This window comes from Saccharothrix sp. 6-C (assembly GCF_016695385.1).
GTDB classification, from domain to species: domain Bacteria; phylum Actinomycetota; class Actinomycetes; order Mycobacteriales; family Pseudonocardiaceae; genus Actinosynnema; species Actinosynnema texasense.
Genome location: NZ_CP064192.1, coordinates 8324251 through 8348740 on the forward strand (window position 1 = coordinate 8324251; position 24490 = coordinate 8348740).

20 protein-coding genes are annotated in these 24490 nt (G+C 72.1%); 12 read left to right on the forward strand and 8 right to left on the reverse strand.

Going from position 1 to position 24490, the window contains the following annotated elements:
* Both IOD16_RS36305 and IOD16_RS36310 read left to right on the forward strand, forming a co-directional pair.
* Nucleotides 1–762, forward strand: coding sequence for a hypothetical protein (locus IOD16_RS36305; RefSeq protein WP_123744887.1), 762 nt, complete (start codon nucleotides 1–3; stop codon nucleotides 760–762).
* A gap of 143 nt (nucleotides 763–905) precedes the next feature.
* Nucleotides 906–1814 (forward strand): ABC transporter ATP-binding protein, encoded by a 909-nt coding sequence (locus tag IOD16_RS36310; RefSeq protein WP_123744886.1) that lies wholly within the window; start codon nucleotides 906–908, stop codon nucleotides 1812–1814.
* 51 nt (nucleotides 1815–1865) lie between these two features.
* Here IOD16_RS36310 and IOD16_RS36315 read toward each other — a convergent pair whose 3' ends face one another.
* Nucleotides 1866–3065, reverse strand: a complete 1200-nt coding sequence (locus tag IOD16_RS36315) for a S8 family serine peptidase (protein WP_236594587.1) — start codon at nucleotides 3063–3065, stop codon at nucleotides 1866–1868.
* 325 nt (nucleotides 3066–3390) lie between these two features.
* Between IOD16_RS36315 and IOD16_RS36320 the strand changes: the two genes are divergently transcribed.
* The 4 genes from IOD16_RS36320 to IOD16_RS36335 all read left to right on the forward strand — a co-directional run bounded on the left by IOD16_RS36320 (nucleotide 3391) and on the right by IOD16_RS36335 (nucleotide 7333).
* Complete coding sequence (locus IOD16_RS36320) at nucleotides 3391–3876, forward strand: hypothetical protein (protein WP_236594588.1); 486 nt, start codon at nucleotides 3391–3393, stop codon at nucleotides 3874–3876.
* Between the two features lie 92 nt (nucleotides 3877–3968).
* On the forward strand, nucleotides 3969–4610 hold the full coding sequence (gene trmB, locus IOD16_RS36325; protein WP_236595268.1) for a tRNA (guanosine(46)-N7)-methyltransferase TrmB: 642 nt from the start codon (nucleotides 3969–3971) through the stop codon (nucleotides 4608–4610).
* 145 nt (nucleotides 4611–4755) lie between these two features.
* A complete protein-coding gene (locus IOD16_RS36330) occupies nucleotides 4756–5886 on the forward strand; it encodes a nitric oxide synthase oxygenase (protein WP_268957660.1) in 1131 nt (376 codons plus the stop codon).
* A 286-nt stretch (nucleotides 5887–6172) separates the two neighbouring features.
* Nucleotides 6173–7333 carry a sensor histidine kinase gene (locus tag IOD16_RS36335; protein ID WP_201437983.1) on the forward strand — a complete coding sequence of 387 codons (1161 nt, stop codon included), beginning with the start codon at nucleotides 6173–6175 and terminating at the stop codon, nucleotides 7331–7333.
* An 18-nt stretch (nucleotides 7334–7351) separates the two neighbouring features.
* On the opposite strand, the gene IOD16_RS36340 is transcribed toward IOD16_RS36335, so the two are convergent.
* The gene (locus IOD16_RS36340; protein WP_201437984.1) at nucleotides 7352–8230 is read right to left on the reverse strand and encodes a hypothetical protein; all 879 of its coding nucleotides are present in this window, start codon (nucleotides 8228–8230) and stop codon (nucleotides 7352–7354) included.
* 173 nt (nucleotides 8231–8403) lie between these two features.
* Between IOD16_RS36340 and IOD16_RS36345 the strand changes: the two genes are divergently transcribed.
* Nucleotides 8404–9705 carry an amidohydrolase family protein gene (locus IOD16_RS36345; protein ID WP_123744880.1) on the forward strand — a complete coding sequence of 434 codons (1302 nt, stop codon included), beginning with the start codon at nucleotides 8404–8406 and terminating at the stop codon, nucleotides 9703–9705.
* A gap of 1 nt (nucleotide 9706) precedes the next feature.
* Here IOD16_RS36345 and IOD16_RS36350 read toward each other — a convergent pair whose 3' ends face one another.
* The 4 genes from IOD16_RS36350 to IOD16_RS36365 form a co-directional block, all read right to left on the reverse strand.
* Nucleotides 9707–10387 (reverse strand): SDR family oxidoreductase, encoded by a 681-nt coding sequence (locus tag IOD16_RS36350; RefSeq protein ID WP_123744879.1) that lies wholly within the window; start codon nucleotides 10385–10387, stop codon nucleotides 9707–9709.
* Between the two features lie 163 nt (nucleotides 10388–10550).
* Nucleotides 10551–12632 (reverse strand): PhoX family protein, encoded by a 2082-nt coding sequence (locus IOD16_RS36355; protein ID WP_201437985.1) that lies wholly within the window; start codon nucleotides 12630–12632, stop codon nucleotides 10551–10553.
* 172 nt (nucleotides 12633–12804) lie between these two features.
* Nucleotides 12805–14823, reverse strand: a complete 2019-nt coding sequence (locus IOD16_RS36360) for a PhoX family protein (protein WP_201437986.1) — start codon at nucleotides 14821–14823, stop codon at nucleotides 12805–12807.
* Nucleotides 14824–14885: 62 nt separating this feature from the next.
* Complete coding sequence (locus IOD16_RS36365) at nucleotides 14886–16046, reverse strand: MFS transporter (RefSeq protein ID WP_201437987.1); 1161 nt, start codon at nucleotides 16044–16046, stop codon at nucleotides 14886–14888.
* A gap of 65 nt (nucleotides 16047–16111) precedes the next feature.
* Here IOD16_RS36365 and IOD16_RS36370 point away from each other — a divergent pair, with 65 nt between their 5' ends.
* Complete coding sequence (locus IOD16_RS36370; RefSeq protein WP_201437988.1) at nucleotides 16112–16753, forward strand: HAD family hydrolase; 642 nt, start codon at nucleotides 16112–16114, stop codon at nucleotides 16751–16753.
* A 10-nt stretch (nucleotides 16754–16763) separates the two neighbouring features.
* Entirely contained in the window at nucleotides 16764–17492 is a 729-nt protein-coding gene (locus IOD16_RS36375; RefSeq protein ID WP_123748237.1) for an SDR family NAD(P)-dependent oxidoreductase, read from the forward strand.
* Between the two features lie 54 nt (nucleotides 17493–17546).
* Here IOD16_RS36375 and IOD16_RS36380 read toward each other — a convergent pair whose 3' ends face one another.
* A complete protein-coding gene (locus IOD16_RS36380; RefSeq protein WP_123744876.1) occupies nucleotides 17547–18638 on the reverse strand; it encodes an inositol-3-phosphate synthase in 1092 nt (363 codons plus the stop codon).
* Nucleotides 18639–18679: 41 nt separating this feature from the next.
* Nucleotides 18680–19225 carry a PadR family transcriptional regulator gene (locus IOD16_RS36385; RefSeq protein ID WP_201437989.1) on the reverse strand — a complete coding sequence of 182 codons (546 nt, stop codon included), beginning with the start codon at nucleotides 19223–19225 and terminating at the stop codon, nucleotides 18680–18682.
* A 167-nt stretch (nucleotides 19226–19392) separates the two neighbouring features.
* Between IOD16_RS36385 and IOD16_RS36390 the strand changes: the two genes are divergently transcribed.
* From IOD16_RS36390 to IOD16_RS36400, 3 genes are all read left to right on the forward strand, one after another.
* The gene (locus IOD16_RS36390; RefSeq protein WP_201437990.1) at nucleotides 19393–19797 is read left to right on the forward strand and encodes a DUF5318 domain-containing protein; all 405 of its coding nucleotides are present in this window, start codon (nucleotides 19393–19395) and stop codon (nucleotides 19795–19797) included.
* Nucleotides 19798–20337: 540 nt separating this feature from the next.
* Nucleotides 20338–22746 carry a transglycosylase domain-containing protein gene (locus tag IOD16_RS36395; protein WP_236594589.1) on the forward strand — a complete coding sequence of 803 codons (2409 nt, stop codon included), beginning with the start codon at nucleotides 20338–20340 and terminating at the stop codon, nucleotides 22744–22746.
* Nucleotides 22747–22894: 148 nt separating this feature from the next.
* Nucleotides 22895–24490: a glycosyltransferase family 87 protein gene (locus IOD16_RS36400; RefSeq protein ID WP_123744873.1), complete on the forward strand. Its 1596-nt coding sequence runs from the start codon at nucleotides 22895–22897 to the stop codon at nucleotides 24488–24490.

Genomic DNA, 24490 nt, shown 5'->3' on the forward strand with positions numbered 1-24490 from the left:
ATGACTCTGCTCGCCGTTGAACGGATCAAGCTGTTCTCCACCCGCTCGCCGTGGTGGTGCATGCTGCTGGCGCTCGGCCTGACCCTCGGTCTGACCGCGATCATCGCCGCCAACTGGGACAACGCCCCGATGCCGGTGATCGGCGCGGTGTTCACCCACACGTTCGGGCTCTACGTGATCATGGTGATGGCCGCGCTGGCGGTCACCACCGAGTACCGCTTCGGCACGATCAAGTCGACGTTCCAGGCGGCCCCGGACCGCACCTCGCCGATGGTCGCCAAGGCGGTCGTCGTGGTGCTGCTGTCCGCCCTGGTCGGCCTGGCCGCCTCGTTCGGGTCGTGGGGCCTGAGCTGGGTGCTCGCGTCCGACAACTCGCAGCTCGCGCTGACCTCCGCCAACGACTGGCGGCACGTCGCCGGCGTCGGCCTGATCTACGGCGCGGGCGCGCTGCTCGCCCTGGGCATCGGCGCGCTGGTGCGGCAGACCGCGGGCGCGGTGTCGATCATCCTGGTGTTCGCGCTGGTGCTCGAGAACGTGGTCGGGCTCATCCCGAACATCGGCGACGACATCCAGAACTGGATGCCGTTCCTGGTGGCCCAGAAGTTCATCCTGGGCGACCCGGACGCGAGCGCCATCCCGGACGGCGCGGGCCCGCCCGCGATCGGCGAGCTGAGCCCGTGGGGCTCGTTCGCGTACTTCGCCGCCATCGCGCTGGCGATCTACGTCATCTCGCTCGTCGTGGTGAAGCGGCGGGACGCGTAACGGGCACTCCCGCGCCGCCGGCATTCGGGGGCCGGCGCGCGGGCAGCCGGGGGAAAAGGGGGAGCTCGGGTCACCTTCGGGGGGTGGCCCGGGCTCTTCTGCTTTAGGTTTCGCCACAAGCGTTAGATCGGACGGGAGATGTCATGATCGAAGCGACCGGCCTCACCAAGCACTACGGCAGGACCGTGGCCGTGGACGACCTGTCGTTCAGCGTGCAGCCGGGCCGGGTCACCGGTTTCCTCGGGCCCAACGGCGCCGGCAAGTCCACCACCATGCGGATGATCCTGGGCCTCGACCGCCCCACCCGCGGCAAGGTCACCGTGAAGGGCCAGGACTACCGGTCCCTGCGCGAGCCGTTGCGCGTGGTCGGCGCGCTGCTGGACGCGAAGTGGGTGCACCCCAACCGCTCCGCGCGGGCGCACCTGCAGTGGCTCGCCCGGTCCAACCGGATCCCGGACAAGCGCGTGGACGAGGTGCTGGACGCGGTCGGCCTCACCCAGGTCGCCAAGCGCCGCGCCGGCGGGTTCTCGCTGGGCATGTCCCAGCGGCTCGGCATCGCGGGCGCCCTGCTCGGCGACCCCGAGGTGCTGATGTTCGACGAGCCGGTCAACGGCCTCGACCCCGAGGGCATCCTCTGGATCCGCCAGTTCATGCACCGGCTGGCCGCCGAGGGCCGCACCGTGTTCGTGTCGAGCCACCTGCTCTCGGAGATGGCCCAGACCGCGCAGGACCTGATCGTGATCGGGCGCGGCAAGCTCATCTCGCAGACCAGCACCGAGCAGTTCATCGCCGACGCCACCGAGGACACCGTGCGCGTCCGCTCGCCGCAGCTGGACCGGCTGCGCGAGCTGCTCGACGGCCGGGCCCGCATCGCCGAGGCCACCGCGTCCGACGGCGCGCTCGTCGTGCACGGGGTGGAACCCGCGTTCATCGGCGAGCTGGCCGCGTCGAACGGCATCACGTTGCACGAGTTGAGCCCGCAACTCGGCTCACTCGAAGAGGCCTTCATGCAACTCACGAAGGAATCCGTGGAATATCACGCGACCGAGTGACCGGCGCTCTCCCGGAGCACCGGGAAACCGATTCGCCGACCGCGTCACGGCTCAGAACCGGTCGTCGCGCCAGAAGTCGTCGGACGGCGGCGGGATTTCGGTGACGACCGGCACCGGCGCGCGGCGGACCCGACTGCGCCGGGCCAGCAGCAGGCTCACCGCCGCCACCACGATCCCCACCGCGGTCAGACCGCCGAACGCCACCAGCAGCCGGGTGCCGCCGTCCGCCTCGGCCGGCGGCGCGGCCAGGTCCTCGCCCGAGGTCGGCGGCGGTGCGGCCGACGAGGTGCGCGGCGGCGGCGCCAGCGGGTTGCGCTCCACCCGCGGCACCTCGGCGGTCAGCGCGGCGACCGGGTCGACCTGGCCGAACCCGGTCACGTCGTCCCGGCCGGGCGCGAGCAGGTCGGTGGCCGTGGCGATGAGCCGGTTCACCACGTTGCCCGCGTCCAGTTCCGGGTAGCGGGCGCGCACCAGCGCCGCCGCGCCCGAGACCAGCGCCGTCGCCGCGCTCGTGCCGTCCACCTCGGCGTAGCCGGTGTCCACGACCGACACCGGCACGGCGGTGACGATGCGCTGCGCGGGCGCGGCCAGCACGGTCTCCGGGCCGGTGTTGGACTCCGGCCACGGCCCGTTGCCCTCGATCGTGCCGGAGACCGCGATCACGCCCTTGATGTTCGCGGGCGCGCCCACGTGCTCGTCACCGTCGTTGCCGGTGCCGGCGACCACCACGGCGTCGTTGTCGAACGCGTAGTTGACCGCCCGCAGCAGGTCCGGGGTGAGCGTCGCGAGCGAGGTCAGGGACAGGTTGATGACGTCGGCGCCCTGGTCGACGGCCCAGGTCACGCCCTCGGCGACGGACGCGGTGGTGAACTTGTCGCCGTCCGCGCCGACCGAGACCGGCATGATCATCGCGCCGGGCGCCACGCCGAGCGCGCCGCCGTCCACCGCCCGTCCGGCGATCAGCGTCGCCATCGCGGTGCCGTGGCCGTCGTTGTCCTCGGTGCCGTCCGTGCCGCTCGCCGAGCCGAAACCGGTGCCCGGCAGCAACGCGCCCGCCAGGTCCGGGCGGGTGTCGTCCACGCCCGAGTCGACCACCGCCACGACCACGCCGTCACCGCGCGTGATGGCGTGCGCGGCGGACACCTCCAAGGCGGCCAGGTGCCACTGCTGCTCCTCGATCGTCTGCGCCCGGGCCACTCCCGGCGCCAGCAACGCGAGCAGGACCGCGGCGACAACCGCTCTCCCCGTCACCAATTCCCCCTGTGTTCGGCATCACAGATATTCCAGGTCGACGATGTTTCACACTTCCGGATTCCGGCAAGCGGAGTAAGGCGTTCGTTAAGACGTCGTGAACTCCGGCACAGCCCCATGACAAGCGCTTCTGAACCGGGTCAGATGGAAAGCGCGAATCGTGAGGCAGGCGCCTGCCCGCACGCGAATTCGGATGTCCCCCGTCAAGGAACCCCCCGGAGGTGAACCCGTGACGGTGCTTGATCCGGACCTGAACGCCGACCACTCGGCAACCGGGTCCAAGAAGCTGCCACGGCAACGCGACCACGCCCTTCGCGTCGAACCGATGTTGGCGTTGGAATGGTCGCACGCGATCGAAGCCGCGGGAGGCGTCGGCCTCGCCGACTCACCCGCACAGACGCGTCGAGCCTGGATCCACCGGGCCGACGAGCAGCAAGTGCTCGCCATGTTCCGCGCGGTGGGTCCCGAGGCACCCGCACCTTGGTGGCTCAGGGCCCTGGACCGGGGCCGCATCGCCTCGCGCGCGGCGGCGTTCGCCCTGGAGGACGAGGTGACCCGGTTGCTGGGCAGCCGGCCGGGTTGGGTGTTCGTCCCCTGGGCGACCGAGGGCGAGGTCGGTTACTGGGAGTTCGTGCCGTCCGAGAGCGGCGTCTACGGCCCCGCCGAACCGACCACCGTGCAGTTCACGGACCGGCACCCCGGTTTCGTCGACCTGCTCCCCGCGCACCGGGGCCCCGGTCAGCGCCAAGCCATCGAGTTCACCCCCGCCGAGCTGCGCGAGCAGATCGAGGACCTGGAGAACATCGCCTAGCGCACCACCTAGGCTGTACGCCCGTGACGTCCAGCCGCCAGCGACCGCCCCACCACCGATCCGTCGTCAGCTACGTCCAACGCGGCGAACGGATGACCGTGGGGCAGCAGCGCGCATGGGACCGCCACTGGGAGCGCTTGGGCCGCGAGGTCAAGGCGCTCCCGGCCGGTCCCGTGCACTTCGACGAGTGGTTCGGGCGCGAGGCGCCCGTCGTGCTGGAGATCGGTTCCGGCATGGGTGAGACCACCTCCCAGCTGGTCGCCGCCGCGCCCGAGCTGAACTACGTGGCCGTCGAGGTCTACAAGCCCGGCCTGGCGCAGCTGCTGCTGCGCGCCGAGGCGCTCGAGGTGACGAACCTGCGGGTCCTGCGCGGTGACGCGGTCGACCTGCTCACCGAGCACGTGGAGCCCGCCTCGCTCGCCGAGGTGCGCATCTACTTCCCCGACCCGTGGCCGAAGAAGAAGCACCACAAGCGCCGGCTCGTGCAGCCGGAGTTCGTGCGGCTCGTGGCGTCGCGCCTGCGGCCCGGCGGCACGCTGCACCTGGCGACGGACTGGGAGGAGTACGCCGAGCAGATGCTCCGGGTGTGCTCGGCCGAGCCGCTGCTGCGCAACCGGTTCGACGGTTGGGCGCCCCGGCCGGGGTGGCGGCCCGTGACGAAGTTCGAGCAGCGGGCGGTCGAGGAGGAGCGGATCAGCCACGACCTGATGTTCGAGCGGGTCGAGCTCACCTGACCGAGGCATAAAGTCACGGTCCCGGACGACCGATGCGGCGACTGCGCGTGGATTCGTCACCGGATCGGGTGGGATTTGTGGATCACCCGATGTGCCCCGTCTGGCAGTGACGAGTCACACCGATCCACAACTACGGTTGCCGCCCGTGACCGCAGTAGACAACGAACCGATAACGTTCGACGTGGACGCGGCGGAGGGGTTCCTCCGCATGTTCCACATCGCCCACCCCGAAGCCGGACCGGTCGGACCACGCCTGGCCCAGGTCCGCGACGAGGTCGCCCGCACCGGCACCTACCGGCACACCGCCCACGAGCTCGCCTACGGCGCGCGGATCGCCCTGCGCGACTCCGGCTGGTGCACCAGCGGCGTGCCGTGGCGCCGGCTCAAGGTCCGCGACCTGCGCGGCCTGCGCAACGCCGCCGCCGTGGCCGGCGAGTGCGTCGAGCACCTGCGCCAGGCGACCAACGGCGGCGAGATCCGCCCGCTGGTCACGGTGTTCGCGCCGGACACCCCGACCGCGCCGGGGCCGTGCATCTGGAACGAGCAGCTGGTCCGGTACGCGGGCCACGGCGACGGCTCGGGCGACCTCCGCTACCGGGGGTTCACCGACGCCGTGCGCGCCATGGGCTGGCAGCCGCCCGAGCCGCCCGGCCGCTTCGACCTGCTGCCGCTGGTGGTGGAGACCGCGCACGAGGGCGCGCGGCTGTTCACCGTGCCGCCGGACGCGGTGCACGAGGTCGTCCTCGAACACCCCGACCTGCCCTGGTTCGGGCAGCTCGGCCTGCGCTGGCACGCCGTGCCCGTGATCAGCAACACGCGGCTGACCATCGGCGGCGTCACCTACCCCGCCGCGCCGTTCAACTCGTGGTTCGTCGGCTCCGAGATCGGCGCCAGGAGCCTGGCCGACGAGAACGCCTGCGGCGCCACCCGGTCCGTCGCCGAGGCCCTCGGCCTGGACACGTCCACCGAGCGCTCGCTGTGGCGCGACCGCGCCGTGGTCGAGCTGAACCGGGCCGTGCTGCACTCCTTCGACCTGGCGGCCGTCACCATCACCGACCACCACGCCGAGTCGCGGCACCGGCTGTCGTGGCTGCGCTCGCGGCAACGCCACTCCGGCAACCGGCCCGCGTTCCGGCTCGACCCGGCGGCGGCCCACCGCGCCCGCGCCGGCGGACCCGCCCGCTTCTCCGCCACCCCCGAGGAAACGACCCTGCCCCACTCACCCGGACGCCTGGCCGAACTGCTCCGGCGGCGCGCCGGGGGACCCGGCGACTGAGCCGCGGCACACCCCGGCTCAGCGCTGGGAATCGATCAACACGCCCGCCAGCGCCATCAGGACCAGCACCAGCAGGCCGAGCACCGCGCCCGCCCAAGTAGCGACCACTCCGAACATCGTGCACCTCCCGTTCCCCGACTCACCACTCAAGAGTCACCCCGGGATTCGTCATCCGACATCGGCCACTGGTGTGTTTAACCGGGCGTTCGGGTCAGCCTCCCGGTTGACGGGCCACCCGACCGGGGTCGGACGCGCCGCGCGCCGCGACCACCTACCGTGAGGTCCCGTGGAGAGCACTCAGCTCGGGTGGCGGGCCCTGCTCCGCCGCCAGTGGCCGCTGGCGTGCGCCCTGCTCCTCCTCGTCGGCATCGGGTTCCTCGGCGAGGGCGGCTGGTGGCACATCCCCGGCGCGGTCGTGGTGTGCGCGCTGGCCGTGCTCGCGCCCCGGCGCCCGTTCGACGCCGTGCTGACCGCCGCGACGGCGGTGGGCGCGAGCTCGGTCGTGCTGCTCGTGGCGGGTGCCGCGCCCGTGACGCCGATGATCGGCGGCCTGGTGGTGGCCGAGGTGGCGGCGCTGATGGCGATCGTCGCGGTGGTGGTGCGGCAGGCCCCGCCGGCGCGCGCGGTGGCCGGGGTCGTGCTGGTCGTCGCGGTGACCGCGCTCGCCGCCGTCGTGCGGCCGGAGTACCGGTCGCCGTACTGGCCGGACGACTACAGCGGGCCCGGGTTCTGGCCGCAGTCGGTGTTCGGCGGGGTGCTGCTGGCGCTGTCGCTCGGCACCGGGCTGTACTTCCGCGCCCGCGACCGGGAACGCGCGACCGCCGTGCGGGCCGAGGTCGCGGCGGCGCAGCACACCGAGCGGATGGCGCTGGCCCGCGAGCTGCACGACGTGATCGCGCACTACGTGACCGGCATGGTGGTGCACGCGCAGGCGGCGCAGGCCGTGCCGGCCGCGGCGGGCGAGGCGCTGCCGATCATCGTGCGCAGCGGCAACGAGGCGTTGGCCGAGATGCGCCGCCTGGTCGGCACGCTGCGCGACACCGAGGCCGATGCGCCGACCGCGTCCAGCGACCTGGCCGACGACGTGCGCGGGGTGGTGGAGCGGTCCGGCCAGCCCGTGCGGCTGCACGTCGACCTGCCGGCGCCCGTGCCGCCGTCGTTGGGCCGCTCGGTGCTGCGGCTGGTGCAGGAGTCGTTGACCAACGCGCGCAAGCACGCCGAGGGCGCGTCCACCGTGGACGTTTCGGTGTCCGTTTCGGACGGTGAGGTGCACGTGCTGGTGGCCGACGACGGGCGGGCGCGCAAGGCGGCGCCGGTCGGCGGGTCCGGTGGTTACGGGTTGGTGGGCATGCGGGAGCGCGTCGAGCTGCTGGGCGGCCGGTTCAGCGCGGGCGCCCGCGCCGGCGGCGGCTGGGAGGTGCGCGCCGTCCTGCCGGTGACGCGGTGACACCTCCCAGCCGCGCGGTCAGCCGGCGGACGGTTGGGACGCGGGCAGCTCGACGGGCAGCGGGTAGGTGAAGGACCGCGCCGGGTCCTCCTCCGGGCGGTGGCGGTCGGCGAGGTGGCGGTCGGCGACGGGACGGCGGCGGGACCCGCGGTCCTGGTCGGGGATCGCCGGCCGGTAGTCGCCCAGCCACGTGGTGACGTCGCCGGAGAGCCGGGCGTTCTCCTCGTGCAACTGGCGCACCTGGTGCTCCAGCTCGGCGATCCGCGCCTCCGCGTCGCGGTGCACCCGCACCACCGTCCACAACATCTCGTACGCCCTCGCCTCCCGGGTCGGGAGGCCCCCGCCGCCGGCCGCGGCGTCACCGGACCCCCGGTCCGCGGGTGCGGCCAGGCCGTGCTTGCGGGCCCACTCCGGGCCGCCGATCATCGTCGTGGTGATGTCGTCGACCTCCGGGTCGAGCCAGCGCGGACGGGGGTCGTCGGTCGCCACGCCGACGACGAGGCCGTGCAGGTAGCGGGCGGTCGCCACCACCTCGGGCACGAGCGTCGGGTGCACGGCGGCGTGGACCAGGCTCGCGACCCGCTCCCACGGCGGCACGCACTCGGGCCTGGCCTGCGCGCCGATCCAGCGCGTCACCTCGGCCCGGACCGCGCCGAGCGAGCGGCCGTGCGCCCAGTGCCCGGGTGTTCGCGCCGCCCGTCGGAGCACCCGCCGGTACGCGGTGCTCATCCTGCCGTTGTCGTCCACCAAGTGCACCAACAGGAACAGCGCGAGCCATCGACGTTCCCGGGACAGGCCCGGCTCGGAGAAATCGGCCTCCGATCGCAGGACCGCCGCCGCGGGCTCCCCCCTGCCGCGGCGCTCGCCGGGTTGGGCACTTCCACCGTTACGAGCCACTGTCACTCCTTCGCCGGATCAGCGGGACCACCACCTCTCCCAACGTTTCGGAGATTACGTCCATCCAGCGGGTGAACACCGCCCCAGAAGGTCAAACCCACTGTTCGGGTTACGGGGTGACGCGTGGCCCGCCACGTTGTGTGTCGCTCGATCGAGTGCGGCAGGATCGGGGCATGTCGCTGCGCCTGCACGCCCCCGTCGTCCTGCCCTGCGATCCCGCCTGCACCGTCCTGCGCGACGCCGTGGTCGACGTCGTCGACGGCCGGGTCGCCCACGTCGGCGCGGAGGCCGACGCCCCCGCGTTCGACGGCGAGGTCCGCCGGCTCAGCGGCATCCTGCTGCCCGGCCTGGTGAACACCCACGCGCACAGCCCGATGGTGCTGCTGCGCGGCCTGGGCGGGGACCTGCCGCTGCTGCGCTGGCTGCGCGAGGCGATGTGGCCGGCCGAGGCGAAGATGAAGCCCGAGGACATCCGGGTCGGCATGCTGCTCGGCGCGGTGGAGATGCTGCGCAACGGCGTGACCACCAGCGCCGAGATGTACTTCCACGGCGAGCAGCTCGCGGACGCCGTGCTGACCGCCGGGTCGCGCGTGCTGTTCGGTGCGGCGATCATGGACCTGCCGGGGATGCCGTGGCGGCCGATGACCGACGAGATCACCCGGTGGATCGACGCCGACGGGCTGCGGTTCGGGCCCGACGAGCGGGTCGAGCTGAGCTACGGGCCGCACTCGGCGTACATCCTGTCGCCGGAGGCGCTCGGTGAGATCGCCGGGCAGGCGCGTGACCGCGGCGCGCTGGTGCAGGTGCACGTGGCCGAGTCGGCGGAGGAGGACCTGGCGCAGCGGGCGTCGCACGGGTCCGTGCCGCGGCTGCTGGAGCAGGCGGGCGTGCTGGGCGGGCGGGTGCTGTCGGCCCACTCCGTGCACCTGTCGCCGGAGGACGTGGCCATCTACGCCGCCCACGGGGTCGGCATCGCGCACTGCCCCGGCTCGAACACCAAGCTGGCGTCGGGCATCGCGCCGCTGCGGTCCTACCTGGACGCGGGCGTCGCGGTCGGGTTGGGCACGGACGGGCCGGCGTCCAACGACGACCTGGACCTGTTCGAGGAGGCCAGGCTGGCGGCGCTGCTGGCGCGCGTGACGTCGGGGGACGCGACGGCGATGCGGGCGGCGGACGCGTTGCTGCTGGCCACGCGCGGTGGTGCGGCGGCGTTGGGCCGCGACGACCTCGGCGCGCTGGAGCCCGGCCGGTGGGGCGACGTGGTGCACGTGGACGTGGACGACCCCGCGTTCGCCACGGGGTTGGACGCGCCGGACGAGCAGGTGCTGGCGAACCTGGTGTGGGCGTCGGGCACGCGGCGGGTCAAGGACGTGTGGGTGGCGGGCAGGCAGGTGGTGGCCGACGGCGAGACCACGAACGTGGACCGGCGGGCGGCGCAGGCGGGCGTGCGCGAGGCGGCGGCCCGGCTGCGGTAGGTCAGCGGGGGCGGGGGCGGACCACGACCTCGGTGAAGTGCGCGTCCTCGCCCGCGTTCACGGCGGTGGCGACGGCACGTGCCACGGAGTCCGCGCGCAGGTAGAGGTGCGGCTGGTAGTCGCCGCTCTCCTGCTCGCGGACGCCGCGCTGCATGTCGGTGTCGACGCGTCCGGGGTGGACGGACGTGACGCGGAGGTCCTCCTCCTCGGCGCGCAGGGCGTCACCGAAGGCGCGCAGCGCGAACTTGCTCGCCGCGTAGACGCCCCAGTCGGGGTTGGCGCGCAGGCCCGCGCCGGAGTTGATCAGCACGACGTGGCCGCGGGCGGCGCGCAGCAGCGGGAGGGTCAGCCGGGTGAGCTCGGCGACGGCGACCACGTTGACGTCGAGGGTGCGGCGCCAGACGTCCGCCGTCGCCTCGGCCAGCGGGCCGAGCTCGGCGACGCCCGCGCTGTGCACGAGGACGTCCAGGCGGGTGAGGCCCGCGGTGGCGGCGGCCAGGGCGTCGGGGTCGGTCAGCTCGACCGGCCAGGGGCGGGCGGAGCCCAGCGACCCGGCCAGCTCGGCCAGCGCGCCCTCGTCCCGGCCGCCCAGCAGCAGGTCGTGCGTCGGCGCGAGGGCCCGTGCCACCGCCGCGCCGATCCCACGCGACGCACCGGTCACCAACGCAACGGGTCGACTCATACCCGCACCCTAACCACCCCCCGAGAGTCCTACCTCCAGAGCTCGAGAGTCCTACGTCCAGGCGCCCTGAGTTCAACACTCGACAGACCGGGTGGTCGGTCGAGTGTTGAACTCAGGTGCGCTGAACGTTGGACTCTCGCGGCGTCAGCGTTGGACTCTCGGGTCAGCCGCAGATGCGGCCCTTGTCCTGCTTCCACACGGCGACGACCGACGGGCGCGGCTGGGACGTGCCGCCGTCCGGCCAGTGCGACAGCGGGTTGGCGGCCGACGCGCCGTCGATCTCACCGGGGTGCTGCACGGACACGAGCACGAAGTCGTCCTCGACCACCGGGCCGCACGTCTCGGCGCCCTTCGGCACGGTCAGGAACTGCTTCACCCGGCCCCGGTACGGGCCCTCGACCGGCACGGCGAACAAGCCGTCGTTGGACTTCAGGGCGTTGCCGTCGGTGGAGATCCACAGGTTGCCCCGCGCGTCGAACGCCACGTTGTCCGGGCACGAGATCGGCGAGACCTGGGTCTTGTCGTACCCGCCGAAGTACGTGTCGGCCGACGCCGGGTCGCCGCACACCAGCAGCAGCTTCCAGGAGAACGACGTGGCGGTGTTGTCGCCCCGGCGCTCCTCCAGCTCCAGCACGTGCCCGTGGCGGTTGTTCGGGCGCGGGTTCGGCTCGGTCGGGCCTTCCTTGCCCGCCTTGCCGCGGTCGGTGTTGTTGGTCAGCGCCGCGTACACCCGGCGGTTGCGCGGGTTCGGCTCCACGTCCTCGGGGCGGTCCATCTTGGTCGGGCCCACGGCGTCCGCCGCGAGCCGCGTGAAGACGTAGACCTCCTCGGCGGTGAAGCCGGGCACGAACGAGCGGTTGCCCGCGGCCAGCGGGATCCACTCGCCGGAGCCGTCGAACCCGCCGTCGGCGGGCAGCGCGCCGGAGCCGTCGATCTCGGCGACCGGACTGTCGCCGGTAAACTTGGCGACGTACAGCGTGCCCTTGTCCAGCAGCGTCCTGTTGTGCTCACGAGCGTGCTTGCTGTTGCCCGGCTTGACCTTCTCGTCGGACACGAACTTGTACATGTAGTCGAAGCGCTCGTCGTCGCCCATGTACGCGACCGCGCGGCCGTCGCGGGCGATGATCACGTTCGCGCCCTCGTGCTTGAAGCGGCCGAGCGCGGTGTGCTTGACCGGGGTCGAGTCCGGGTCGAGCGGGTCGATCTCGACGACCCAGCCGAACCGGTTGACCTCGTTGGGCTCCTGCGCCACGTCGAAGCGCTTGTCGAACCGCTCCCACTTGCGGGTGGACGCCGCGCCGGACAGGCCGTAGCGGGCCAGCCGCGCCTTGGCGACCGGGTCGGTGACCGAGCCCGCGTTGGCGAAGTACTGGTTGAAGTTCTCCTCGCCGGACAGGATCGTGCCCCACGGCGTCACGCCGCCCGCGCAGTTGTTCAGCGTGCCCAGCACCTTCGTGCCCGTCGGGTCGGCCGACGTCTTGAGCAGCTTCGAGCCCGCCGCCGGGCCGGTGACCTTGAACGGCGTGGTGGCGGTGATGCGGCGGTTGTAGCGCCGGTCGAGCTTGGGCACGAGCTTGCCGCTGCGCCGGTCGCGCTCGACCAGCACCACCGACGCGCCGTGCGCGGCCCAGGCGATCTCGGTCTGCTCACGGGTGGGGTTGTTCGCGTCCCAGTCCTTGAAGAGGAACTCCTCGGTGGTGTACTCGTGGTTGGCCACGAGCACCCACTGGTCGTGCCCGCCGACGGGGACCAGGCCGAGGAAGTCGCAGTTGTAGCCGAACTGCTTCGCCTGCGCCGCCGGGGTCTGGCGGTCGAAGTCGAACGTGGGCGCGCCGGGCACCACCGGGTCGCCCCAGCGCAGCACGACGCCCTGCTCGTAGCCCTCGGGGGTGACGACGCGGTCCTCGGTGTTGGGCGCGACGGCGGCGAAGTTCAGGCCGTCGCGGCGACGACCGCCGCCCAGGTCGACGTCGAGTTCGACCTGGGGCTTGGCGGCGGCGCTGCCGGCACCGACCAGCCCGACACCCGCGCCCGCGACGGCGAGCACCGCGCCCGCCTTGAGCAGGCCGCGCCGGCGCACGACCTCGCCGACGACGTCGCCGAAGTAGGCGTTGTCGGACGTGTTGGGCGCCTCGTGGGCGCACGCGTCACCGCAGCGGTACTTGCAGGTGATCGCCGAACGCCCGAGCGGGTGGTTGGGCAAGAGGGGCAGCAGGCGCCGCCCCCGATCGGTGGATGAGGACACGCGGACCTCCGAGATCGCTCAGTGGGAACCGGGCGACCGTAAGAGGGCAAGCCCTCCACCAGCGGACTTCGAGGTGAACGCGAGGCGAACACCTCGATCGTCACCGGACCGGGACCACAGGTTCGCACGCGGTGTGGTCGCCCGGTCGCGCCGGGCGACCACACCGGTGGCCTCACTCGCCGACGCGGCGTCCTTCCCGCCACACCGCGACCACCGACGGCCGCGGTTGCGAGTCGCCGCCGTCCGGCCAGTGCGAGGCCGGGTTGTCCGCGCTCGCGCCGTCGACCTCGCCGGGGTGCTGCACGCACACCGTGACGACGCGTTCGCCGATCACCGGGCCGCACGTCTCCGCGCCGCGCGGCACGGTGAGGAACGCCTTGAGGTGGCCGCGCTGCGCACCGGACACGGGCACGGCGTAGAGGCCGTCGTTGTGGCCGTCGAGCGCGCCGGCGGAGTCGCTGGAGATCCACAGGTTGCCGTGCCGGTCGAACGCCACGTTGTCGGGGCTGGAGATCGGCGACACCCGGCTCTTGTCGTAGCCCGCGAAGTAGGTGTCCGGCGACGCCGGGTCGCCGCACACCAGCATGAGGTTCCAGGAGAACGCGAGCGCGAGGGCGTCGCCGCCGCGCTCGGTCAGCTCCAGCACCTGGCCGTGCTTGTTGGCCACCCGCGGGTTCGGCTCGGTCGCGCCTTCCTTGCCCGCCTTGCCCCGGTCGACGTTGTTGCTCAGGGCGCAGTAGACGACACCGGTGTGCGGGTGGGTCTGGATGTCCTCGGGGCGGTCCATCCTGGTCGCCCCGACCTTGTCGGCGGCGAGCCGGGTGAAGACGTAGACCTCCTCGGCGGTCATGCCCGGCACGAACGACCGGTCGCCGGACGCGAGGGGCACCCACTCGCCGCGGCCGTCGAACCTGCCGTCGGACGGCAGGCGGCCGGTGCCGTCGATCTCGGCGGGCGGGCTGTCGCCGGTGAAGCGGGCGACGTAGAGGGTGCCGTCGTCCAGCAGGGTCATGTTGTGCCGGCGGGCGGCCTTGCCGTCGCCCTTGCGGACCTTGCCGGTGGAGATGAACTTGTAGATGTACTCGAACCGCTCGTCGTCACCGGAGTAGGCGACCACTCGTCCGTCGGCGGCGAGGCGGACGTTGGCGCACTCGTGCTTGAAGCGGCCCAGCGCGGTGTGCTTGACGGGGGTGGAGTCGGGGTCGGTCGGGTCGAGCTCGACGACGTAGCCGAACCGGTTGACCTCGTTCGGCTCGCGGGCGAGGTCGAACCGCTCGTCGAACCGCTCCCACTTGCGGGTGGTGGCCGTGCCGGTGACGCCGTAGCGGGTCAGGCGCGGGTCGGCGAGCGCCTCGGCGTTGGCGAAGTACTGGTTGAAGTTCTCCTCGCCGGACAGGATCGTGCCCCACGGGGTGACACCGCCCGCGCAGTTGTTCAGCGTGCCCAGCACCTTCGTGCCCGTCGGGTCGGCCGAGGTCTTGAGCAGGTCCGAGCCCGCCGCCGGGCCGGTGATCTTGAACGGCGTGGTGGCGGTGATGCGGCGGTTGTAGCGGGAGAACCGGGTGGTGAGGCGGCCGTCGCGGGCCTGCTCGACCTGCACCACGGACAGGCCGTGCGCGGCCCACGCGATCTCGACCTGCTCGCGGGTGGGGTGGGCGGCGTCGTAGCCGCGGAACATGAACGGCTCGCCGGTGTACTCGTGGTTGGTGACGAGCAGGTTCGTCCGGCCGGTGGCGTCCAGCGGCAGCAACGCGGCGAAGTCGCAGTTGTAGCCGAACTGCCTGGCCTGGGCGGCGGCGGTCTGGTGGTCGAAGTCGAACCGGGGCGCGTCCGGGAAGAGCGGGTCGCCCCAGCGGATCACGACCTCGTGGCGGTAGCCCTCGGGGACGACGACGGCGTCGAGCGCGTTCGGCGCGACGGGGGCGAAGTCCAGGCCGAGGGGGTGCCGTCCCGCCGTCCCGGGTTCGGCCGCGGCGGTGGCGGCCCCGCTCGTGACGCCGCTCGCGACGCCGCCGAGCGCTCCGACGACCACGGCCGCCTTGATGGCGGTGCGCCGGTCGACCAGGTCGCCGAAGTACGGGTTGCCCGAGGTGTTGGGCACGTCGTGGAAGCACGCGTCACCGCAGCGGTACTGGCAGGTGACGGCCGCGCGTCCGGGGGAGTGGTTGGCCAGCAGTGGAAGGTGTCTCACCACTAGAACGCCTCCTATGGTCAGTTGGGACCAACGGACCGTAAGCCGGCGTTCACTTCTTGTTAACCCACCAGGTCCTCTCCGACCAGGATCGCTTCGGTCGGCACGGCGCGCCCGGAGGTCCGGCCGAGGGCCAGCAGGCCGGCTGCGAGGACGCAGCACACCGCGGCGACCACGAACGGCTGGGCCAGGTGGCCGACGAACGTGGCGGCCAGCGCGCCGCCGAGCCAGCGCAGGAAGTTGTAGCCCGCGCTGGCCACCGGGCGCGGCGCCGGGCTGACGCTCATCGCGGCGCTCGTGAACAGGGTGTTGAGCAGCCCGGAGACCACGCCGCTGACGATCACCGCGACGACCAGCAGCGGCTTGTTCGGCACCGCCATGACCAGCATCAGCGCCCCGAACGCGAGCACCGCGGCGATGGTGGCGCGGCGGTCGCCGAAGCGGCCGGCCAGGCGTGGCGCGAGCCAGACGCCGGAGACCGCGACGCACGCGCCCCAGCCGAAGAAGACGAGCCCGATCCGCACCGCGCCCCAGCCCAGCACGAACGGCGACCAGGCCAGCACGGCGAAGAACGCGGCCGTGTAGAGGGCGGAGCCGAGGGCGGTGCGCAGCAGGCCGGGGTGGCGCAGGGCGCGCAGCGGGTCGAGGAGCCGGATCTCGTGCTGCGGCTTGTCGTCGGCGAGGAAGACCGCGCACAGCGCGAACGCGGTCGCCATCAGCACGGCGGTGCCGATGAACGGCCCGCGCCACGAGAAGCTGCCGAGCAGCGCGCCCAGCAGCGGCCCGACGGACAGGCCGAGGCCGAGGGCGGCTTCGTAGAGCAGGATCGCGCCCTTCTGGCCGCCGGTGGCCGCGCCGACGATCACCGACAGCGCGGTGGCGATGAAGAACGCGTTGCCGAGGCCCCAGACGGCGCGCAGGCCGACGAGCTGGCCGATGCTGCCGGCGAGGGCGCAGAGGGCGGTGGCGACCACGATGAGGGCCAGGCCGCCGACGAGGGTGCGCTTGGCGCCGAAGCGGGCCGACGCGACGCCGGTGAACAGCATGGCGACGACCTGGACGCCCAGGTAGGAGGAGAAGAGGAGGGTGACCTGCGACGGTGTGGCGTGCAGGCCCTCGGCGATGGACAGCAGGATGGGGTCGACGAGCCCGATGCCCATGAACGCGATCACCGCGGCGAACGCCGTGACCCACACCTGACGGGGTTGGTCGAGGAAATTCACTTAGCCATCCTAACCGAATTTGGTTAGCTTAGCGAAGTAAGGCCGTTCACACTACGGTCTCGGGTGTGGATGCGGTGGTGTTCGACCTCGACGGCGTGCTGGTGGACTCCGAGCGGATGTGGGACGAGGTGCGGCAGGCCTTCGCCGCCCGGCACGGGGGCACGTGGCGGCCCGCGGCGACCAGGGCGATGCAGGGCATGAGCACACCCGAGTGGGCCGCCTACCTGGTGACCGAGGTCGGCGTGCGGCTGACCCCGGCCGAGGCGGCGGCCGGCGTGATCGGCGAGATGGCCGAGCGCTACGCCGAGGGCCCGCCCGTGCTGCCGGGCGCGGTGGACGTCGTGCGCGCGGTGGCGTCGCGCTACCCGGTCGCCATCGCCAGCTCGTCCCCGCCGGTCCTGATCAAGTCGTTCCTCGCCGCGACCGACCTGACCGACGTCGTCGAGGTGGCGATCTCCAGCGAGCAGGCGGGCGCGGGCAAGCCCGCCCCGGACGTCTACCTCCTGGCCACGTCGAAGCTGGGCGTCGACCCGACCCGCAGCGCGGCGGTGGAGGACTCGACCAACGGCCTGCGCGCCGCCCTGGCCGCCGGCATGGCCGTCTACGCCGTCCCGAACCCCCACTTCCCGCCGGACCCGGCCGTCTTGACGCACGTCACCGTGTTGCGGCGACTGTCGGACCTGCCCGGAGCGCTGCCGACGCCCTAGCGTGCCCACCATGGAGCGACGAGTTGCGGTGGTCACCGGTGCGGCCCAGGGCATCGGGGCGCGGGTGGCCGAGGTGTTGCGCGCGGACGGGTACGAGGTGGTCGGGTTCGACCTCACGGAGACCGACGGCGGCGTGGTGGGCGACGTGTCCTCGCCGTACGACGTGGCCAGGGTGGCCGAGCGGGTCGGCGACCGGGTCGACGTGCTGGTCAACAACGCCGGGATCGCGGGGATCGTGCCGTTCGAGGACACGTCCCTGGAGCTGTGGGAGCGGATGGTGGCGGTCAACCTGACCGGGCCGTTCCTGCTGACGCAGGCGCTGGGGCGGGTGATGCTGGCGCGCGGGCGGGGCGCGGTGGTCAACATCGCGTCCGTGGCCGGGTTGCGCGGTGTCGCCGACCGGGCCGTCTACAACACCACGAAGCACGGGTTGATCGGCATGACGCGCACGCTCGCCGTGGAGTGGGGCGGGCGCGGCGTCCGGGTCAACGCGGTGTGCCCGGGGTGGGTGAAGACCGAGATGGACGTCGAGTCGCAGGCGGGCGGGCACTACGACGACGCCGACATCACCGACCACGTGCCGATGGGCCGGTTCGCGGCGCCTGACGACATCGCGCAGGCCGTCGCCTTCCTGGCCGACCCGGACCGCAGCGGCTTCGTCAACGGCGTCGCGCTGCCGGTGGACGGCGGCTGGACGGCCGACGGGTCGTGGCAGTCGCTGCGACTGTCCAAGCGCTGACCTGCGAGAAGACCCCCTGCACCGAGAGGTGCGGGGGGTCCGTCGCGGTAGGGCTCAGCGCTCCACGTCACCGCGGATGAACGCCTCGACCGCCTCGTGCGCCTCGGAGTCCGAGTACTGCACGGGCGGCGACTTCATGAAGTAGGACGACGCCGACAGGATCGGGCCGCCGATGCCCCGGTCCAGCGCGATCTTCGCGGCGCGCACCGCGTCGATGATGATGCCCGCCGAGTTCGGCGAGTCCCACACCTCGAGCTTGTACTCCAGGTTCAGCGGCACGTCGCCGAACGCGCGGCCCTCCAGCCGCACGTACGCCCACTTGCGGTCGTCCAGCCACGCCACGTAGTCGGACGGGCCGATGTGGACGTTGCGCTTGCCCAGGTCGCGGTCGACCTGCGAGGTCACCGCCTGCGTCTTGGAAACCTTCTTGGACTCCAGCCGCTCCAGCTCCTTCATGTTCAGGAAGTCCATGTTCCCGCCCACGTTGAGCTGCATCGTCCGGTCGAGCTGGACGCCGCGGTCCTCGAACAGCTTGGCCAGCACGCGGTGCGTGATGGTGGCGCCGACCTGCGACTTGATGTCGTCGCCGACGATCGGCACGCCGGCCGCGCGGAACTTCTCCGCCCACTCCGGGTCGGAGGCGATGAACACCGGCAGCGCGTTGACGAACGCCACACCGGCGTCGATGGCCGCCTGCGCGTAGAAGCGGTCCGCCGCCTCGGAGCCGACGGGCAGGTAGGACACGAGCACGTCGACCTCGGCGTCGCGCAGCGCCCGAACCACGTCGACCGGCTGCTCGTCGGACTCCTCGATGGTCTCCCGGTAGAACCGGCCGAGCCCGTCCAGGGTGTGACCGCGCTGCACGGTGACGCCCAGCGGCGGCACGTCGGCGATCTTGATCGTGTTGTTCTCGCTCGCCCCGATGGCCTCGGACAGGTCCGTACCGACCTTCTTGGCGTCCACGTCGAACGCGGCGACGAACTCGATGTCGCGCACGTGGTAGTCACCGAACCGGACGTGCATCAGACCGGGCACGCGGGTGCTCGGGTCGGCATCGCGGTAGTAGTGGACGCCCTGCACCAGCGACGCCGCGCAGTTGCCGACCCCGACAATGGCCACTCGAACAGTGCGGCGGTTGTCGCCCATGCCGAGTCCTCCTTAGTTCTTCCGTGCTCGTATCCGGGGTGTTATTGGTCCTGCTCGCGCTGTTCGGCCTGTTCATGGGCGATCAGCTCGTTCAACCACCGCACTTCGCGCTCGGTGCTCTCGAGCCCGAGCCGGTGCAGCTCCCGGGTGTACCGGTCGATGCGTTCGCTGGTAGCCGATAACGAGGTGCGCAGCCCCTCGCGGCGCTCTTCGACGCGGCGCCTGCGGCCTTCGAGGATGCGCATCCTGATCTCGACGGGGGTCCTGGAGAAGAACGCCAGGTGGACGCCGAACGAGTCGTCGTCCCACGTCTGGGGTCCGGCGTTGGCCAGCAGTTCGGCGAACCTCTCCTTGCCCTCCGCGGTGAGCTTGTAGACCTTGCGCGCCCGACGGCCCCACCGGGCCGAGTCGTCCTCGGGCACTTCCTCGACGATGAGGCCGCCGCGTTGCAGCTTGCGCAACGTGGGGTACAGCGTCCCGTAGGAGAACGCGCGGAACGCACCCAGCAGCTCGTGCAGGCGCTTGCGCAGCTCGTAGCCGTGCATGGGCGCCTCGTGCAGCAGGCCGAGCACCGCGAACTCCAGCACGGCACCTCCCTCGCTCGGTGAGCGCCGATGGGTGCGGTCAGTATATCGGTGCGATACATCCACGCACGCCGATGCCGTGTCGCGTGGCACACAGCGACCCCTGCCTTTCGGCCCACTGCCCTGAACGGCCCATCGACGCGGTTGGGGCGGCACGTACTCTGGTCGTCGTGTCGACCCAACGCCAGGTCGTGGACTACGCCTTGCAGCGCCGTGCGCTGCTGGCGGAGGTCTACGCGGGCCGAGTGGGCACGATGGAGGTCTGCGACGCGAGCCCGTACCTGCTGCGGGCCGCGAAGTTCCACGGCCGGCCGAGCGACGTGACCTGCCCGGTGTGCCGGAAGGAACCGCTCACCCACGTGTCCTGGGTCTACGGCGACGAGCTCAAGCACGCGGCCGGATCCGCGCGCACCGCCGACGAGCTGGCCCGCATGGCGACCCTCTTCGAGGAGTTCACCGTGTACGTGGTCGAAGTTTGCCGCACATGTAGTTGGAACCACCTGGTGCAGTCATACGTCCTGGGAACGCGTGGCCTGAACACTCGCAAGCCACGCAGGAGGACCGCGGCGGAGTGAACGTGCTCCGACCACGGGCGCCGCTCCGGCGAGGAGCAGCGGCGTACGACCACCGAACCGCGTGCAACGGCACGCCGGTCTGGGAGGCCATTTCGTGAACGACCAGCATGACGACAGGCATCGTGGCGCGGAGCCGCAATGGCCGACCGGGGAGGACCCGGACGGCGGCGGGCACCCACCGCGCCACGGCGCCGGGGATCAGCCGGAGCGTCCGAACACCCCGCCAGGTGGTTTCGCGCGCACTCCGGTGGACGGCCCCGGCCCCGCGCCCAGGCACGGCACGCCGCCGGGCGGGTTCGCCCGTCCCGGCACGCCGCCCGCGGGAGGCCCACAGGTGGGCGGCACGCCACCCGGCGGCATCCCCCGCGGCGGCCCGCCGCCCGCAGGCCGGGCGGACCCGTCCCCCCACGGCAGGCCGGGCGGCCCCCGGTCGGCCCCGGCGGCCCCGCGGTGGGCCCCGCGGTCGCGGGCAGCGTGCCCGGCGGCCCCGGCCAGCGACCCCCCACGCCTCCCGGCGGTGTGCGCGGACCCGGAGGTCCCGTGCCGCCCGGCGGCCGGCCACCGGTCGGTGGTCCGGGCGGCCCCCGCCGACCCGGCGGCCCGACGGGTCCGGGCGGTCCCCCTCGGCGTCCCGGCGAGGAGCCGACGGACCTGCTGCCGCCCGTCTACCAGACCACGCCGCGCGAGCCCGAGCTCCTCACGCACCGCGAGGACGAGGTCGAGCTGGAGCCGTTCTACGACGACGAGTACGACGAGGAGCTGACCGAGGAGGAGGCCCGCGCCGTGCGCCGCAAGAAGGTCTGGCGCCGCGTGCGCCGCGCCACCTACGTGGCCTTCGGCCTGATGCTCCTGGCGCCGGTCGCCGCGTTCGCCATCGCCTACCAGGTGGTGGAGGTGCCGAACCCGGAGGTCGTCGCGGCCGACCAGGGCAAGGCGATCACGGTCCTCTACGCCGACGGCACCGAGATGACCAAGATCGCGCCCGGCGAGGCGAACCGGACCCTGGTCAAGTACGAGGACCTGCCGGACTCGATCAAGCACGCGGTGTTCGCGGCGGAGGACCCGACGTTCGAGACGAACGTCGGCTTCGACCTCACCGCCATCGCGCGCGCGGCTTACTACCAGCTCAAGGGTGAGCAGAGCGGCGGCTCGGGCCTGACGCAGCAGTACGTCAAGAAGGCCACCGACCAGTCGGACATGACGCTGACCCGCAAGTTCACCGAGGCCGTCACCGCCTACAAGATGTCCGAGCAGCAGGACAAGGAAGACATCCTCACCGCCTACCTGAACACGATCTACTTCGGCAAGGGCGGCTACGGCATCAAGACGGCGGTGAAGGCCTACTTCGGCGTCAACGAGCTGAAGGACGTCACCCCGTCCCAGGCGGCGCTGCTCGCGGGCATGATCCAGAACCCGAGCCGCGACTGGCAGCAGGCGTACATGGAAGAGCGCTGGAACTACGTGATGGACCAGATGCTCAAGTACAACTGGATCGACCAGGCCTACCGGGACGCCGAGAAGTTCCCGCAGCCGGTCGAGCAGGTCGACCAGTCGGGGTTGAGCTCGATCCGCCTGCACATCCGCGAGCAGGTCGTCCAGGAGATGGCCAAGGTCGACTGGGGCATCGAGAAGGCGCAGAAGGTCGGCGTCACCGTGCACACCACCATCGACCCGCCCAAGCAGCAGGCGGCCGAGGACGCGGTGCACGAGGTCCTCGGTCCCCAGCCCCCGGAGCTGCGGTCCTCGCTCACCGCGATCGACCCGCAGACCGGCGCGGTGAAGGCGTACTACGCGGGCGAGGACGGCACCGGCCTGGACTACGCGACGAACACCCTCCAGGAGGCGGGCTCGTCGTTCAAGCCCTTCGACCTGGTCGCCGCGCTGAAGAACGGCAAGGGCCTCGGCTCGACCTACGACGGCCGCTCGCCGAAGACGTTCGAGCTCGGCGACACCAAGATCACGATCCGCAACGCGTCGGACCGGAACAACACCTGCGGCGAGCAGTGCCCCATCCGCAAGGCGATGGAGATGTCGCTCAACACGGTGTTCTACGAGATGGTGATCGACATCGGCACCCAGCCGGTCGCCGACGCCGCCCACGCGGCGGGCATCCCGAAGACGGTCGAGGTGCAGGGCCAGAAGAGGGACCTGCTGGTCAACGAGAACGGCGGCCCGCCGAACGTCGGTATCGCGATCGGCGGCGGCGAGGCGCAGGTCCGGCCGTTCGACATGGCCTCGGCCTACGCCACGTTCGCCGCGCGCGGCATCTACCACGAGCCGTTCTTCATCTCGAAGATCACCAACGCCGAGAACAAGGCGGTCTACCAGCACGTCGACGTGACGCGGCCGGCGTTCGCCCCGAACGACCAGCAGCTGAACCAGGACATCGCGGACAACGTCACCGAGTCGCTCAAGCCCGTGCTCACGTACTCGAAGATCCCGTGCGCGGGCCGCGAGTGCGCCGGCAAGACCGGCACGCACGAGCTGCCCGACGACGCCAGCCAGAACTCGAAGGCGTGGATGGTCGGCTACACGCCGTCGCTGTCCGCGTCGGTGTGGCTGGGTCGCGACGAGGGCAACGTGGCGCTGAGGGACAACAGGGGCAACCCGATCTTCGGTGGTGGCCTGCCCGGTCAGATCTGGAAGAAGTTCATGGACAAGTCGCTGGAGGGAACGCCGGCGGAGCCCTTCCCGAAGCCGAGGAAGCTCCACCAGTTCGACGACCCGAAGCCGACGACGACCACGACCACGACCACCACGACCACGACGAAGCGGGACGAGGAGAACCGGTCGACGACGACCGAGCCGACCACGACCAAGCCGACGACCACCAAGCCGACGACCACCACCCGTCCGTGCGTGGGCCTGGCCTGCCCGCCCACGACCACCACGACGGAGGAGAACGATCCCAACCCGATCGGTGGCGGCGGCAGACCGCCGACGGGTTAGCGATCGGAGTCAGCGCACGTGAAGAGGGGTCCGGCCGAGTGCCGGGCCCCTCTTCGCGCACCGGGCCCGGAGCGGGGCCGCGACGATCCCCCGGGGTTCGCGACGACCTCACAACGTCCGTTGACCCCTGCCCGTAGCATCCGTCACCGTGGCCAGCCCCTCGCAGCACTCGCAGGCGACCCCCGACGGCTCGCGGGCGAACGACGACGACACCGACTCGCTCCGGCCCGACGAGCGGGTCAACCCGACGTGGACCGAGCCGCTGGCGAGGGCGGCGAGCAAGCCGCTGGGCGGACCGGTCGGCAGGCACGCGTCGGTGGGGCGGCAGTGGTTCTGGACGCCGCTGCGGGTCGTGCTGCTGTTCGCGGTGGTGACGCTGGCGCTGGCGTGGTTCCAGAAGTCGCCGTGCGTCCAGCAGTACGTGGACGACAACGGCGTGGTGCAGCTCGACTGGCGCGGCAGCAAGCAGTTCACCGCGATGTGCTACTCCGACACCGTGCCGCTGTACACGGCGGAACGGCTGGACAAGCCGGACACGTTCCCCTACAAGACCTCGTGGGTGGACGACGAGGGCAAGCCCACCGCGCACGTGCGGTACATGGAGTACCCCGTGCTGACGGGCATGTTCCAGCTGCTCAACGCCCGGATGGCGCAGGGCTGGACGGTCATCGCCTCTTCCGGGTGGCTGCCCAACCCGATGACCGTGATCGTGTACTTCAACATCACCGCGCTGTGGCTGGCGCTGGCCTGGCTGGTGACCGCGTTCGCGGTGGCGCAGCTGGCCAGGCGACGGCCGTACGACGCGGTGCTGGTGGCGGTGTCGCCGCTGGTGGTCGTGCACGCGTTCACCAACTTCGACACGCTGGCCACCGCGTTCGCCACGGCGGGGATGCTCGCGTGGGCGCGCAAGAAGCCGGTGCTGGCGGGCGTGCTGCTCGGGCTGGGCGGCGCGGCGAAGCTGTACCCGCTGTTCCTGCTCGGACCGTTGCTGCTGCTGTGCTGGCGCGCGGGCAAGCTGCGGGCCGGGTGGACCACGTTCGGCGCGACGCTGGTGACGTGGGGGCTGGTGAACGCGCCGATCGCCTGGCTCTACCCGGACGGCTGGCGCGAGTTCTTCCGGCTCAACACCGAGCGCGGCGTCGACCCGGACTCGCTCTACAACGTGGTCGCGCAGTGGACCGGGTGGCCGGGCTTCGACCCCGGGCTGCTGCACGGGCAGGCGCCCGAGGTGTTGAACACGGTCAGCGCGGTGCTGTTCCTGGTGTGCTGCGCGGCGGTCGGGTTCGTGGCCCTGTCCGCGCCGCGCCGGCCCCGGTTCGCGCAGCTGGCGTTCCTGGTGGTGGCGGCGTTCCTGCTGACGAACAAGGTGTGGAGCCCGCAGTACTCGCTGTGGCTGGTGCCGCTGGCCGTGCTGGCGCTGCCGAGGTGGAAGCTGCTGCTGGTGTGGATGACCGTGGACGCGCTGGTCTGGGTGCCGCGGATGTTCTTCTACCTGGGCGTGGACAACAAGGGCCTGCCGATCGACTGGTTCCTCGGCGCGGTGGTGGCGCGTGACGTCGCGGTGCTCGTGCTGTGCGGGCTGATCGTGCGCGAGATCTACCGGCCCGACCTGGACAAGGTGCGCCAGGCCGGCGACGACGACCCGTGCGGCGGGTTCGTCGACGAGGCGCCGGACCGGTTCGCGCTGCGGTGGCGGCGACGGCGCCCGGACGACGCCCCGGTGCCCGCCGGCGTGGGCGGCTGA

Coding starts and splice junctions, on each gene's coding strand:
- IOD16_RS36305 (WP_123744887.1), top strand. CDS start 1: ATGACTCTGCTCGCCGTTGAACGGATCAAGCTGTTCTCCACCCGCTCG.
- IOD16_RS36310 (WP_123744886.1), top strand. CDS start 906: ATGATCGAAGCGACCGGCCTCACCAAGCACTACGGCAGGACCGTGGCC.
- IOD16_RS36320 (WP_236594588.1), top strand. CDS start 3,391: ATGTTGGCGTTGGAATGGTCGCACGCGATCGAAGCCGCGGGAGGCGTC.
- trmB (WP_236595268.1), top strand. CDS start 3,969: ATGACCGTGGGGCAGCAGCGCGCATGGGACCGCCACTGGGAGCGCTTG.
- IOD16_RS36345 (WP_123744880.1), top strand. CDS start 8,404: ATGTCGCTGCGCCTGCACGCCCCCGTCGTCCTGCCCTGCGATCCCGCC.
- IOD16_RS36350 (WP_123744879.1), bottom strand. CDS start 10,387: ATGAGTCGACCCGTTGCGTTGGTGACCGGTGCGTCGCGTGGGATCGGC.
- IOD16_RS36375 (WP_123748237.1), top strand. CDS start 16,764: ATGGAGCGACGAGTTGCGGTGGTCACCGGTGCGGCCCAGGGCATCGGG.
- IOD16_RS36380 (WP_123744876.1), bottom strand. CDS start 18,638: ATGGGCGACAACCGCCGCACTGTTCGAGTGGCCATTGTCGGGGTCGGC.